Annotated in this window: 15 protein-coding genes; 7 read left to right on the top strand and 8 right to left on the bottom strand. The window is 56.8% G+C overall.

Annotated elements, in window-relative coordinates:
- The first annotated feature begins 41 nt into the window (after window positions 1-41).
- The 3 genes from MMW58_RS23885 (at window position 42) to tilS (ending at window position 4,003) form a co-directional block, all read left to right on the top strand.
- Entirely contained in the window at window positions 42-2,180 is a 2,139-nt protein-coding gene (locus MMW58_RS23885) for a lysine decarboxylase LdcC (protein WP_241722248.1), read from the top strand.
- A 62-nt stretch (window positions 2,181-2,242) separates the two neighbouring features.
- Window positions 2,243-2,632, top strand: coding sequence for a VOC family protein (locus tag MMW58_RS23880; protein ID WP_041144144.1), 390 nt, complete (start codon window positions 2,243-2,245; stop codon window positions 2,630-2,632).
- 63 nt (window positions 2,633-2,695) lie between these two features.
- The gene (gene tilS, locus MMW58_RS23875) at window positions 2,696-4,003 is read left to right on the top strand and encodes a tRNA lysidine(34) synthetase TilS (protein ID WP_241723774.1); all 1,308 of its coding nucleotides are present in this window, start codon (window positions 2,696-2,698) and stop codon (window positions 4,001-4,003) included.
- A 15-nt stretch (window positions 4,004-4,018) separates the two neighbouring features.
- On the opposite strand, the gene rof is transcribed toward tilS, so the two are convergent.
- Together rof and MMW58_RS23865 are read right to left on the bottom strand one after the other, a co-directional pair.
- Window positions 4,019-4,279 carry a Rho-binding antiterminator gene (gene rof / locus MMW58_RS23870; RefSeq protein WP_041144145.1) on the bottom strand — a complete coding sequence of 87 codons (261 nt, stop codon included), beginning with the start codon at window positions 4,277-4,279 and terminating at the stop codon, window positions 4,019-4,021.
- Window positions 4,266-4,466 (bottom strand): YaeP family protein, encoded by a 201-nt coding sequence (locus MMW58_RS23865; RefSeq protein WP_041144146.1) that lies wholly within the window; start codon window positions 4,464-4,466, stop codon window positions 4,266-4,268. Before MMW58_RS23865 ends, rof begins: the two co-directional genes overlap by 14 nt.
- Before the next feature lie 196 nt (window positions 4,467-4,662).
- Here MMW58_RS23865 and MMW58_RS23860 point away from each other — a divergent pair, with 196 nt between their 5' ends.
- From MMW58_RS23860 to nlpE, 3 genes are read left to right on the top strand one after another with little or no spacing between them, the layout of a single operon-like run.
- Window positions 4,663-5,208 (top strand): YaeQ family protein, encoded by a 546-nt coding sequence (locus MMW58_RS23860; RefSeq protein WP_241722247.1) that lies wholly within the window; start codon window positions 4,663-4,665, stop codon window positions 5,206-5,208.
- Window positions 5,205-5,618, top strand: coding sequence for an alternative ribosome rescue aminoacyl-tRNA hydrolase ArfB (gene arfB, locus MMW58_RS23855; protein ID WP_095103620.1), 414 nt, complete (start codon window positions 5,205-5,207; stop codon window positions 5,616-5,618). The genes MMW58_RS23860 and arfB overlap by 4 nt, the downstream gene beginning before the upstream one ends.
- 42 nt (window positions 5,619-5,660) lie before the next feature.
- Window positions 5,661-6,359: an envelope stress response activation lipoprotein NlpE gene (nlpE, locus tag MMW58_RS23850; protein WP_095103618.1), complete on the top strand. Its 699-nt coding sequence runs from the start codon at window positions 5,661-5,663 to the stop codon at window positions 6,357-6,359.
- Window positions 6,360-6,422: 63 nt separating this feature from the next.
- On the opposite strand, the gene proS is transcribed toward nlpE, so the two are convergent.
- The 6 genes from proS to metN form a co-directional block, all read right to left on the bottom strand.
- Window positions 6,423-8,141 (bottom strand): proline--tRNA ligase, encoded by a 1,719-nt coding sequence (gene proS / locus MMW58_RS23845; protein ID WP_133600593.1) that lies wholly within the window; start codon window positions 8,139-8,141, stop codon window positions 6,423-6,425.
- A gap of 112 nt (window positions 8,142-8,253) precedes the next feature.
- On the bottom strand, window positions 8,254-8,961 hold the full coding sequence (gene tsaA / locus MMW58_RS23840; protein ID WP_241722246.1) for a tRNA (N6-threonylcarbamoyladenosine(37)-N6)-methyltransferase TrmO: 708 nt from the start codon (window positions 8,959-8,961) through the stop codon (window positions 8,254-8,256).
- Window positions 8,958-9,365, bottom strand: coding sequence for an Rcs stress response system protein RcsF (gene rcsF / locus MMW58_RS23835; protein ID WP_128879023.1), 408 nt, complete (start codon window positions 9,363-9,365; stop codon window positions 8,958-8,960). The genes tsaA and rcsF overlap by 4 nt, the downstream gene beginning before the upstream one ends.
- A 108-nt stretch (window positions 9,366-9,473) precedes the next feature.
- Window positions 9,474-10,289 carry a MetQ/NlpA family lipoprotein gene (locus MMW58_RS23830; RefSeq protein WP_133600591.1) on the bottom strand — a complete coding sequence of 272 codons (816 nt, stop codon included), beginning with the start codon at window positions 10,287-10,289 and terminating at the stop codon, window positions 9,474-9,476.
- 85 nt (window positions 10,290-10,374) lie between these two features.
- On the bottom strand, window positions 10,375-11,028 hold the full coding sequence (locus MMW58_RS23825; RefSeq protein ID WP_041144154.1) for a methionine ABC transporter permease MetI: 654 nt from the start codon (window positions 11,026-11,028) through the stop codon (window positions 10,375-10,377).
- On the bottom strand, window positions 11,021-12,052 hold the full coding sequence (gene metN / locus MMW58_RS23820) for a methionine ABC transporter ATP-binding protein MetN (RefSeq protein WP_133600590.1): 1,032 nt from the start codon (window positions 12,050-12,052) through the stop codon (window positions 11,021-11,023). Before metN ends, MMW58_RS23825 begins: the two co-directional genes overlap by 8 nt.
- A 188-nt stretch (window positions 12,053-12,240) precedes the next feature.
- Here metN and gmhB point away from each other — a divergent pair, with 188 nt between their 5' ends.
- Window positions 12,241-12,807, top strand: a complete 567-nt coding sequence (gene gmhB / locus MMW58_RS23815) for a D-glycero-beta-D-manno-heptose 1,7-bisphosphate 7-phosphatase (protein WP_041144156.1) — start codon at window positions 12,241-12,243, stop codon at window positions 12,805-12,807.
- Window positions 12,808-13,074 lie beyond the last annotated feature (267 nt).

Genomic DNA, 13,074 nt, shown 5'->3' with positions numbered 1-13,074 from the left:
TTGCTATGATGCCTGCCTTAGGTCAATTCCAGGAGGAATGCGTGAATATCATTGCCATCATGGGTCCCCACGGCGTCTATCACAAAGACGAACCGATTAAAGAACTGGAAGCCGCTCTGCAACAGCAAGGCTTTCAGACCATCTGGCCGCAGAATAGCGCCGACCTGCTGCAGTTTATCGAACACAATCCGCGGATCTGCGGCGTCATTTTTGACTGGGATGAGTATAACGTCGAGCTGTGCAGCGATATTAATCAGCTCAACGAATATCTGCCGCTGTACGCGTTTATCAACGCGCATTCGACGATGGACGTCAGCGGCCAGGATCTGCGCATGACGCTGTGGTTCTTCGAGTATGCTCTCGGCCTGGCGCAGGAGATTGCCACCCGCATCGGCCAGTACACCCGCGAGTATCTCGACAACATCACGCCGCCGTTTACCAAAGCGCTGTTCAACTACGTCCAGGAGGGTAAATATACCTTCTGCACGCCGGGACATATGGGCGGCAGCGCCTACCAGAAAAGCCCGGTAGGCTGCCTGTTTTATGATTTCTTTGGCGGCAATACGCTCAAGGCCGACGTCTCTATTTCCGTGACGGAGCTGGGATCGCTGCTCGATCACTCCGGGCCGCACCTGGAGGCGGAAGAGTATATCGCCCGCGCCTTCGGTGCGGAGCAGAGCTATATGGTGACTAACGGCACCTCAACGTCGAACAAAATTGTCGGCATGTACTCTGCCCCGGCGGGGAGCACGCTGCTTATCGATCGCAACTGCCATAAGTCGCTGGCGCACCTGCTGATGATGAGCGACGTCGTGCCGCTGTGGCTGAAGCCGACGCGCAATGCGCTGGGGATCCTCGGCGGCATCCCGAAGCGGGAGTTTACCCGCGACAGCATTCAGCACAAGGTGAACACCACGGGCGGGGCGCAGTGGCCGGTACATGCGGTGATCACCAACTCCACCTACGACGGCCTGCTGTATAACACCACCTGGATAAAAGAGACGCTCGACGTCCCCTCTATCCACTTTGACTCCGCGTGGGTGCCCTATACTCATTTCCACCCGATTTATCAGGGGAAGAGCGGCATGAGCGGCGATCGCGTCCCGGGCAAGGTTATCTTTGAAACCCAGTCGACGCACAAAATGCTGGCGGCGCTGTCGCAGGCTTCGCTGATCCATATTAAAGGTAGCTATGATGAAGAGACCTTCAATGAAGCCTTTATGATGCATACCTCTACCTCGCCGAGCTATCCCATCGTCGCCTCGATTGAAACCGCCGCGGCAATGCTGCGTGGGAACTCGGGCAGGCGCCTGATCCAGCGCTCGATAGAGCGGGCGCTGGATTTCCGCAAAGAGGTACAGCGCCTGCGCGAAGAGGCAGACGGCTGGTTCTTTGATATCTGGCAGCCGGAAGATATTGCCGAGACCCGATGCTGGCCGGTCGCTGCCGGCGAGCAGTGGCACGGTTTTCAGGATGCCGATGACGACCATATGTTCCTCGATCCGGTTAAGGTGACGATCCTGACGCCGGGTATGGATGAGCAGGGCAATATGGATGACGAAGGCATCCCGGCCGCGCTGGTGGCGAAATTCCTCGATGAGCGCGGCGTGGTGGTGGAAAAAACCGGGCCCTACAACCTGCTGTTTCTTTTCAGCATCGGCATCGACAAGACCCGGGCGATGGGGCTGCTGCGCGGCCTGACGGAGTTTAAACGCGCCTACGATCTTAATCTGCGGGTGAAGAATATGCTGCCGGATCTCTACGCCGAAGATCCGGATTTCTACCGCAATATGCGCATTCAGGATCTGGCCCAGGGGATCCATCGCCTGATCCGTCAGCACCAGCTTTCGCAGCTGATGCTAAGCGCCTTCGACGTCCTGCCGGAAATGAAGATGACGCCGCACCAGGCCTGGCAGCGGCAAATCAAAGGCGAGGTGGAGACCATTGAGCTGGAAAATCTGGTCGGACGGATATCCGCTAACATGATCCTGCCGTATCCGCCGGGCGTGCCGCTGCTGATGCCCGGGGAGATGATTACCGAGGAGAGCCGCGCGGTGCTCGATTTCCTGCTGATGCTGTGCTCCATTGGGCGCCATTATCCGGGCTTTGAAACCGACATTCACGGAGCGAAGCGCGACGAGGATGGCGTCTATCGGGTACGGGTCTTAAAAAACGATTAGGTGCTTGCGCCGCGGCGGGCGGTGCGGGTAACCTGGCTGATATCAATACGAGGATGTTTACTATGCTGGGTCTAAAACGGGTTCACCATATTGCGATTATTGCGAGCAGCTATGCGCAGAGCAAAGCCTTCTACTGCGATATTCTCGGGTTTACGCTGCAGAGCGAGTTCTACCGCGAAGAGCGCGACTCGTGGAAGGGGGATCTGGCGCTGAACGGGGAGTATGTCATTGAACTCTTCTCCTTTCCTTCGCCTCCGGCCCGCCCGTCGCGCCCTGAGGCCTGCGGCCTGCGTCACCTGGCCTTCAGCGTGGATGATATTGACGCGTCGGTGGCCCACCTCGAGGCCCACGGCGTGAAGTGTGAAGCGATACGTATCGATCCCTTCACCGATAAGCGCTTTACCTTCTTTAACGACCCTGACGGCCTGCCGCTGGAAATTTATCAGCAGTAGTCCTTGCCAGAGATGGCCCCGGCCGGTAACGTGCCGGGCTATCTCCCCTCAGCCAGCACTATCATGAAGATGACCCCAGATATTGCGCAAAACCTTCAGCCGCACCGCCAGTTTTTGGTGGCCTTCAGCGGCGGCCTCGATTCAACGGTTCTACTCCACCAGCTGGTCTGCTGGCGCGCGCAGGATCCGACGTTAAGGCTGCGAGCTATCCATATTCATCATGGCCTGAGCGCCAACGCCGACGATTGGGTCGCGCACTGCCAGCAGCTGTGCCAGCAGTGGCAGGTCCCGCTGGTGGTCGAGCGCGTGGTGCTGGCGGATACCGGTCTGGGAGTCGAGGCGCACGCCCGGGAGGCGCGCTACCTGGCCTTCCGCACGGCGCTCGAGCCGGGGGAGGTGCTGGTGACGGCCCAGCATCTCGACGATCAGTGTGAAACCTTCCTGCTGGCGCTCAAGCGCGGCAGCGGCCCGACCGGGCTGTCGGCGATGGCCGCGTCTTCCGCCTTTTCTGATACTCTGCTGCTGCGTCCGCTGCTCAATACCCGCCGGGAAGCGCTACGTCAGTGGGCGCTGCGCCATCAGCTCAGCTGGATTGAGGATGAGAGCAACCAGGACGATACCTACGATCGCAACTTTCTGCGTTTGCAGATTATTCCTCGGCTTAGCGCCCGCTGGCCGCACTTCGCCGAGTCGGTAGCCCGCAGCGCCGACCTCTGCGCTGAACAGGAGAGCCTGCTGGACGAGATGCTGGCAGAAGAGCTGGCGTCGCTGATGGCGGATGACGGAACCTTAGCGATTGAACCTTTGGCCGCCGCCAGCGCCGCGCGCCGCGCCGCTCTGCTGCGCCGCTGGCTGGCGTGGCACAACGCGCCGATGCCATCCCGCGAGATGCCGGAACGGATCTGGCGTGAGGTTGCTCAGGCGCGGGAGGATGCGTTTCCCTGCCTGCGTCTCGGCGATTTTACCGTTCGCCGCTACCGGCAGCGGCTGTGGTGGGTGAAATATCTTCCCGGCCAGGCGGAGGCGGTGCTCTCATGGCCCGATAGCCGGCAGCCGCTGCGGCTGCCGGAGGGGATGGGGGAGCTGGCGCTGCTTGCCGGAGGGCCGCTGCGCGCTCCGCTCGCCGGCGAAGCGGTGACGGTGCGCTTTCGCGCCGGCGGGAATCTGCATATCGTCGGGCGCCACGGCGGGCGCAAGCTGAAGAAAATCTGGCAGGAGCTGGGTATCGCGCCCTGGCGCCGCGATACCACGCCGCTGCTGTTTTACGGCGAAACGCTCATTGCTGCCGCGGATTTGCTGTTTATTACCCGTGAAGGGGAAGCGCAGGATAGCGAGGGCGTACGGCTGGTATGGAGGAAAACGGGCGGCTAGGCCACCCGTTTTTATTCAGGACTCACTCACCACCACGGTACCGATTTCCGGGTGGCTGAAGCTGGCGATGGTATCGAGGCGTAGCTCGCGACTGTTGTCGCCAAGTTCCACCACCAGATACTCGATATTTTTGCGCGAGATAAGATCGTTTGCCTTCGCCTGCAGCTGCTCACCATCTTTGAGCGCCAGCGTCAGCACCAGATGATGCTGGCAGGCAAGTTCGAGATTGTCATAATCATCGCAGTTGATGGGTTGATAAGTATCATTCATTGACATAATCGCTCACCAGTAAGTTTGCTGCCGCATAGGCGGCCTTTTCCCTGACTGACTCCGAAAGGGCCTCATCCGCCGCAATTTCATTCAATACTTTCAACACGCAACCCAGCGCATTCGGGATATACCCCAGGTCTCCGCTGGCTATTTCCGCATACCGCTTGCGTATTAACTCACAATATTGGTCCACATGCCCTCCTGTCAGTATTCTGACTCAACCGTGGGATGCAAGTTTAAGCCTACGAAGATAAACTCTGTTTAGCAAGGTGACTATACCATAGTCATTTAAGCAATATCAGCAGGATGAAAAGCGATCCCTCGATTGTCGACAGCCTTTTGTCGCCAGTTTCGCTACAATGTACGCCATTTTTTTCAGGAGTTTTTTCATGGCGCTGAAAGCGACGATTTATAAAGCGACGGTAAATGTAGCCGATATGGATCGCAACCGGTTTATTGATGCCAGCCTGACGCTGGCGCAGCATCCGTCTGAAACCCAGGAGCGCATGATGCTGCGCCTGCTGGCGTGGATTAAGTATGCCGACGAGCGGCTGCAGTTTACCCGCGGCCTCTCCTCGGATGACGAGGCCGAGCTGTGGCTGCTCAACGACCATCTGGGGGTCGATCTATGGATTGAGCTCGGATTACCGGACGACAAGCGGATTAAAAAAGCCTGCTCGCGTTCGCAGGAAGTGGCATTGTTTGCCTACAATAGCCGGGCGGCCGAGGTTTGGTGGCAGCAGAATAAGAGTAAAATGGCGCAGTTCAGCAAACTGACGGTCTGGTATCTGGACGATGCGCAGCTCGCGCAGCTTAGCGCATTTGCCGATCGCACGATGATATTGCAGGCGACAATTCAGGACGGCAGCATCTGGTTATCCGACGCTAAGAATAATCTGGAAATTCATTTAACGGCCTGGCAGCCGTCGGCATGATTACCCTTAGCCGCAGCGTCTCTATTGCGGATGATGAAATCTCCCTCACGGGGATCCGCGCGCAGGGTGCGGGCGGTCAGCACGTGAATAAAGCGTCAACCGCGATCCACCTGCGTTTTGATATTAAGGCTTCAAGCCTGCCTGAGTACTACAAGGAGCGTTTGCTCAGCGCCAGCCACCACTTAATTTCTGCCGACGGTGTGGTTATCATTAAGGCTCAGGAATACCGTAGCCAGGAGATGAATCGCGAAGCCGCGATTGCTCGCCTGATTGCGCTTATAAAAGAATTAACCGTAGCGCAAAAAAGTCGCCGGGAAACGCGGCCGACCCGAGCATCAAAAGAGCGTCGGCTTGCTTCTAAGTCGCAAAAGTCATCGGTCAAAGCGCTGCGTGGGAAAGTTCGTCAGTAGGCGACTCGACGAACGGGTGGCATGGATTATAAGGAATTTACAGTGAAGAAAATCATATTCTCAGTGGCGGCGGCCTGTTCGCTCTTTGCGCTGTTTGGCTGCAATCATCGGGCAGAAGTTGAGACGCTGCAGCCGGCGGCGATGACGGAGCTGAAGCCGATGCAGCAGAGCTGGCGCGGGATATTGCCGTGCGCCGATTGCGAAGGTATCGAAACCTCGCTGTTTCTCGAAAAAGACGGCAGCTGGGTGATGAATGAACGCTATCAGGGCGTGACCCGCGAGCCGTCATCGTTCGCGTCGTACGGTACCTGGGCCCGAACCGCAGATAAGCTGGTATTGACCGATAGCAAAGGGGAGAAATCCTACTATCGGGCGAAAGGGGACAAGCTGGAGATGCTCGATCGCGAAGGCAATCCGATTGAGTCAACGCTGAACTATACCCTCGAGTCGGTGAAAGCCAGCCTGCCGACCACGCCGATGGCGATGCGCGGGATGTATTTCTATATGGCGGATGCGGCGACCTTTACCGATTGCGCCACCGGCAAACGCATTGCGGTTGCCAATAACGCCCAGCTTGAGCGTGATTATGCCGCCGCGCGCGGAACGGATACGCGTCCGGTGCTGCTGGTGGTGGAAGGGCACTTTACCCTCGAGCCTAATCCTGACAGCGGTGAAATGGTGAAAACGCTGATGGCGGATAAGGACGTGAAATTTATTCCCGGCAAAGATTGCAGCCAGTAAAAGAATCGCTCCGATAAAAAAAGGCCTCGCAGATGCGAGGCCTTTTTGCATTCAGGCGCGGAATTAACCTTTAATGGCGTTAACCAGGTAATTGACGATATCGCCAGTTTTAATCAGCTGTTTTTCACCGACGCGACGATGCTTATATTCGATATCGTCGTTATCGAGGTTGCGGTCGCCCAGCACGATGGTGTGCGGAATACCGATCAGCTCCATATCGGCAAACATCACGCCCGGACGCTCTTTACGGTCGTCCATCAGGACTTCAATACCCTGGGCGCGCAGTTCGCTGTACAGCTTCTCGGCCAGCTCCTGCACGCGGTAGGATTTGTGCATGTTCATCGGCAGAATCGCCACCTGGAAAGGCGCGATAGCTTCCGGCCAGATGATGCCGCGATCGTCAAAGTTCTGCTCGATAGCTGCGGCTACCACGCGGGTTACCCCGATGCCGTAGCAGCCCATCGTCAGCACCTGGTTGCGGCCATCTTCGCCCTGCACCGAGGCGTTCAGCGCCTGGGAGTACTTGGTGCCCAGCTGGAAGATGTGGCCGACTTCGATGCCGCGTTTGATCAGCAGCGTACCCTGACCGTCCGGGCTCGGGTCGCCGGCGACAACGTTACGGATGTCGGCGACTTCCGGGGTGGCAACGTCGCGATCCCAGTTGATGCCGAAGTAGTGTTTGCCATCAACGTTAGCGCCAGCGGCGAAATCGCTCATAACCGCAACGGTACGGTCGATAACGACCGGAACCGGCATGTTGACCGGACCGAGAGAGCCAGGGCCCGCTTTGACGATCGCGCGGATCTCTTCTTCGGTGGCGAAAGTCAGCGGGCTGGCAACCTGCGGCAGTTTCTCCGCTTTGACTTCGTTCAGCTCGTGGTCACCGCGAACCAGCAGGGCAACCAGCGGATAAGCGCTGCCTTCCACCGCTTTAACCAGCAGCGTTTTCACGGTCTTCTCAACCGGCAGATTAAACTGTTCAACCAGCTCGGCGATGGTTTTGGCGTTCGGCGTATCGACCAGCGTCATTTCCTGAGCGGCGGCGGCGCGCGGCTCTTTCGGCGCGATGGCTTCGGCAAATTCGATATTGGCGGCAAAGTCGGAGCTGTCGGAGAAGATCACGTCATCTTCGCCGCTCTGCGCCAGAACCTGGAACTCGTGCGATGCGCTACCGCCGATAGAGCCGGTGTCAGCCTGTACCGCGCGGAAATCGAGACCCATGCGGGAGAAGATTTTGCTGTAGGCGGCATACATCGCATCGTAGGTTTCCTGCAGCGATTCCTGAGTCGTATGGAAAGAGTAGGCGTCTTTCATCAGGAACTCGCGCGAACGCATCACGCCAAAGCGCGGGCGAACTTCATCGCGGAACTTGGTCTGGATCTGGAAGAAGTTAAGCGGCAGCTGCTTATAAGAGTTCAGCTCGTTGCGGATCAGGTCGGTGATCACCTCTTCATGCGTTGGGCCGAGGACGAACGGACGATCGCCGCGATCGACGAAGCGCAGCAGCTCCGGACCGTATTGCTCCCAGCGTCCGCTCTCCTGCCACAGGTCTGCCGGCTGAACGACCGGCATAGACACCTCGATAGCACCGGCGTTGTTCATCTCTTCACGCACGATGTTTTCGACTTTTTTCAGAACGCGCAGGCCGGTTGGCAGCCAGATGTATAATCCGGAGGCCAGCTTGCGGATCATCCCGGCGCGCAGCATCAGCTGATGGCTGATGACTTCGGCGTCGGCAGGTGTCTCCTTTTGGGTGGAGAGCAGATATTGGCTAGTACGCATGTTGTTACGGTTCCATTTGGACGATCGGAACAGGCTGGAGGGCCAGCCTGAAACAAAAAAAGTGGTTTAGTTTACCAGTGTGGCAAAGATGCCAAAAGAGAGGAAAATAAAATTAGCGTGGTTCCAGAGAAAAGACTTCAAAACCGGACGCAATCACGCGCCAGCGCACGTTAAAATCGAGCAGCCAGACGGCGTAAGTTTTTCCTGCTTCTTCCTCTTTACGATAGGCCGGGCGCGGGTCCTGCGCCAGAACTTCGCGAATGAACGCTTTAAGCCGCGGGTAGCGCTTTTCCAGCAGCGTAAGCTGCGCGTCCATCTCCGGCGTAAAGCTGACCGTCATTTCCGCCAGCGGCGCCTGCTGGGCGTAGCTGGCGCTGGCATCCGGCAGCGCTTCGGCAAACGGCAGATAGGGTTTGATATCAACGACCGGCGTACCGTCGACCAGGTCGAGGCTACCTAGCTCAAGTATCACCCGATCTTTCTGGCAGCGAACGCCCTTGAGCTCGACCAGCGACATGCCGATGGGGTTTGGCCGGAAGGTTGAGCGCGTGGCGAAAACGCCCATTCGCGCATTGCCGCCGAGGCGAGGAGGGCGCACGGTAGGCCGCCAGCCGCCGTCCATGGTTTGATGAAAAACAAACAATACCCACAGATGGCTGAAGTTTTCCAGGCCGCGCACGGCGTCGGCCTGGTTATAGGGGGGCAGAAGATGCAGCTCGCCGCCGCCGTTTTTAACCAGCCCGGGCTGGCGAGGTACGGCAAACTTTTCTTTATACGGCGAGCGAATAACGCCTATCTGCGCAAACTCAAAAGAACTCATTGCGCCGAAACGTTAAGCGCAGAGCCAAGGCAAACGGCCTGGCGGTAGCATCCCGGCGTACCGCTGGTGACTTCGCATCTGTGCAGCAGGACCGCGTTAGCTTTCATTTTCGCGGCGTTAATTTGCAGACGCTTGCGGGCGGTAGGGATGTTCGGCGGTGAATCCTGATTTGAGGCCTGGCATGACTCACCGGTGACTTCACCCAGGTCGCGGAAAGGCTTGCCGACCAGCGCTGACGCATCGGTATAGATCCTTACCGGTGCCGGGCGTACGGCTTTGGGTTTTGCCGGTTCCGATTTGGCAGGTGCCGTTGCCGTGCTTTGTACAGGTTCGACGGGAGATCTGCTTAGCATAGAGCAACCGCTTAACATGAGTGCTAACAAACAGACCGGTAAAGCACGCATAGTATTTCCTCAATGAATAATAAAACAGGGCGCTATTGAATCAGGTGCTTGCATAAATGACAAGACGGGCATAAAGCCCGTCCTGAATGATATTACGGTGAAAAAAGATTACCAGCCTTTCACTGCACCGCCGTTAAAGATTTTATTCGCGGCTTCGTAAACTTCATCGCTCTGGTAAGCCTGAACAAATTTCTTAACATTTTCCGCGTCCTTGTTGTCTTCGCGAGCAACAATCAGGTTTACGTACGGAGAGTCTTTATCTTCGACAAAAATACCGTCTTTTGCCGGGGTCAGGCCAATCTGGCTTGCATAGGTGGTATTGATAACCGCCAGGGCAATCTGCGCATCGTCGAGGGAGCGCGGCAGCTGCGGTGCTTCCAGCTCAACAATCTTCAGGTTTTTCGGGTTATCAATGATATCCAGAGAGGTCGGCAGCAGGCCAACGCCTTCTTTCAGCTTGATCAGACCCGCCTGCTGCAGCAGCAGCAGGGAACGGCCGAGGTTAGTTGGATCGTTAGGAATGGCAATCTGGGAGCCCGGCTGCAGTTCGTCGAGGGTTTTAATTTTCTTGGAGTAGCCGGCAATCGGATAAACAAAGGAGTTACCGACGGCAACCAGCTTATAGCCGCGGTCTTTAATCTGCTGGTCGAGGTAAGGCTTGTGCTGGAAGGCGTTAACGTCGATGTCGCCTTTGCTCAGCGCTTCGTTCGGCAGAACGTAGTCGTTGAACGTGACCAGCTCAACGTCGAGACCATATTTCTCTTTAGCGACTTTCTGCGCCACTTCAGCAACCTGCTGCTCAGCACCGACGATGACGCCGACTTTAATATGGTTCGGATCTTTTTCATCCTGGCCGCAGCCCACCAGAGCCAGAGAACCGATCAACGCGCCTACTGCCGCAAAGGTTTTAAAATTAAAGGCCATGCTATTTCCTTCCTGTAAGAGTCTGTGTGTACACGCGTCGTCCAGGCCGCGCGGAGGCGCCCTGAACGATGTTGTGTCGATAATGTTATTTGTGAGTCACAGCCCGGACGATACGGTCGCCAGAGAATTGAATTAAATAAACCAGAATTACCAGTAATACCAGCACGGTATTCATTACCGTGGCGTTGTAGCCGATGTAGCCGTACTGATAGCCAATCTGCCCCAGACCACCGGCACCGACCGCGCCGCCCATGGCGGAATAGCCGACCAGGGTAATGAGCGTAATCGTCGCGGCGTTTACCAGACCCGGCAGCGCTTCAGGCAGCAGGACCTTACGCACGATCTGCATCGGCGTGGCGCCCATCGCGCGGGATGCTTCGATAAGACCCGTTGGGATCTCAAGCAGCGCGTTCTCCACCATGCGGGCGATAAACGGCGCGGCGCCAACCGTCAGCGGCACAATGGCCGCCTGCAGGCCGATGGATGTACCGACAATCACGCGGGTAAAGGGAATCATCCACACCAGCAGGATAATAAAAGGTATCGAGCGGAAGATGTTCACCAGCGCCGACAGGGTTCGGTAGAGCTTGGCGTTCGCGGCAATCTGCCCCGGGCGGGTGACGTACAGCAGCACGCCCACCGGCAGACCGAGGACAAAACCGAAAAAGCCGGAGACAAAGGTCATTGCCAGCGTTTCCCACACGCCGCGCAACAGCAGCCAGATCATTGCCTCAGACATATCCCAGTACCTCTACTTTTACATGATTTTCCTGCAGCCAGGCGATTGCCGCCCGGGTATCTTCCTGCGTGCCGTGCATCTCGGTCAGCATAATGCCGAACTTCACGCCGCCGGCGTAATCCATCTGCGCGCTGATAATGTTGTTATTCACATTAAAGCGACGGGCGGTTTCAGAGAGCAGCGGAGCATCGACGGAGTGGCCGGTAAACTCCATGCGCAGCATCGGGACGCTATCGGGGAGCGCGGTTGGCTTCAGGCGTGCCTGATAGTCATCCGGAATATCCAGATGCAGCGTTGATTGAATAAACTGCTGTGCCAGCGGGGTTTTCGGATGAGAGAAGACTTCGCTCACCGTATCCTGCTCGATCAGCTGCCCGTTGCTGATGACCGCGACGCAATCGCAGATGCGTTTGACGACGTCCATCTCGTGCGTGATCAGCAGGATCGTCAGGCCGAGGCGGCGGTTGATATCCTTCAGCAGCTCCAGAATAGAGCGGGTGGTCGCCGGATCCAGCGCGCTGGTGGCTTCGTCACACAGCAGAACCTTCGGATTACTGGCCAGGGCACGGGCAATCGCCACGCGCTGCTTCTGTCCGCCCGAGAGGTTGGCGGGGTAGCTATCATGCTTGTCGGACAGGCCGACGAGATCCAGCAGCTCGGTCACGCGACGTTTAATCTCTGCCGGCGGGGTATTGTCGAGCTCGAGGGGGAGCGCCACGTTGCCGAAAACGGTACGCGATGACAGCAGGTTAAAGTGCTGGAAAATCATGCCTATCTGGCGGCGTGCGCGGGTGAGCTCTTTTTCAGAAAGCGCGGTAAGCTCCTGCCCACCCACCTGTACGCTGCCCTGGGTGGGGCGCTCGAGGAGGTTTACGCAACGAATCAGCGTACTCTTACCGGCGCCGGATGCGCCGATAACGCCGTAAATCTGCCCGGCAGGAACATGCAGGCTGACGTCGTTCAGCGCCTGTATGGTGTGGTTCCCCTGCTGGAACACTTTGGTGATATTCGAAAGTTTAATCATCAGTTATTTATTATCGTTTAGCCGTTTGCCGTGGCATTTTCTTCTGCCGTGTCCAGGCGATGCCTGTCAATGAAATGGATGTTAAGGCATCCAGACGTCTAAATCAATCCGACTCTGTATAATGAGCACTTTCTTGCATCAGGAAACATGCGATACTAATCAGACTAGCCTTTATCAGGAGTAAACCGGTGGCACAGTCAGTACCCGCAATTTTTCTCGACCGTGATGGCACGATTAATGTCGATCACGGCTATGTCCACGAAATCGATAATTTTGAGTTTATCGATGGCGTAATTGATGCAATGCGTCAATTAAAGGAGATGGGCTTCGCCCTGGTGGTGGTCACCAACCAGTCCGGTATCGCTCGCGGTAAGTTTAGCGAAGCGCAGTTTGAAACGCTGACTGAATGGATGGACTGGTCGCTGGCCGACCGCGGCGTCGATCTGGACGGTATCTACTATTGTCCGCATCACCCGCAGGGCACCGTTGAAGAATACCGCCAGACCTGCGATTGCCGTAAGCCGCATCCGGGGATGCTCATCTCCGCGCGTGACTACCTTAATATAGATATGGCCGCTTCTTATATGGTAGGCGACAAAGTTGAAGATATGCAGGCAGCTCTGGCGGCGGATATTGGCACTAAAGTGCTGGTGCGCACCGGCAAGCCGGTCACGGCTGATGCGGAAAGTGCCGCTGACTGGGTGCTTAATAGCCTCGCAGACCTGCCGGCAGCCATCAAAAAGCAGCAAAAATAAGCGTTACGTATAAAAGATGAGCGGTTGAAATAAAATTGTATTTTTCCGCTTGTCATTCCCGGCGGGCTCCCTATAATGCGCCTCCATCGACACGGCGGATGTGAATCACTTCACAGCAGCTAGCCGGTTCGGTTGAAGAGAAAAATCCTGAATTAAAGGGTTGACTCTGAAAGAGGAAAGCGTAATATACGCCACCTCGCAACGGTGAGCGAAAGCCGCGTTGCACTGCTCTTTAACAATTTATCAGACAATCTGTGTGGGCACTCA

This window comes from Klebsiella sp. HC6 (assembly GCF_022605325.1).
Classification (GTDB): Bacteria; Pseudomonadota; Gammaproteobacteria; order Enterobacterales; family Enterobacteriaceae; genus Klebsiella; species Klebsiella terrigena.
Note: the sequence above shows the minus strand (reverse complement) of the source record. Positions and strands in the feature narration are given on the sequence as shown.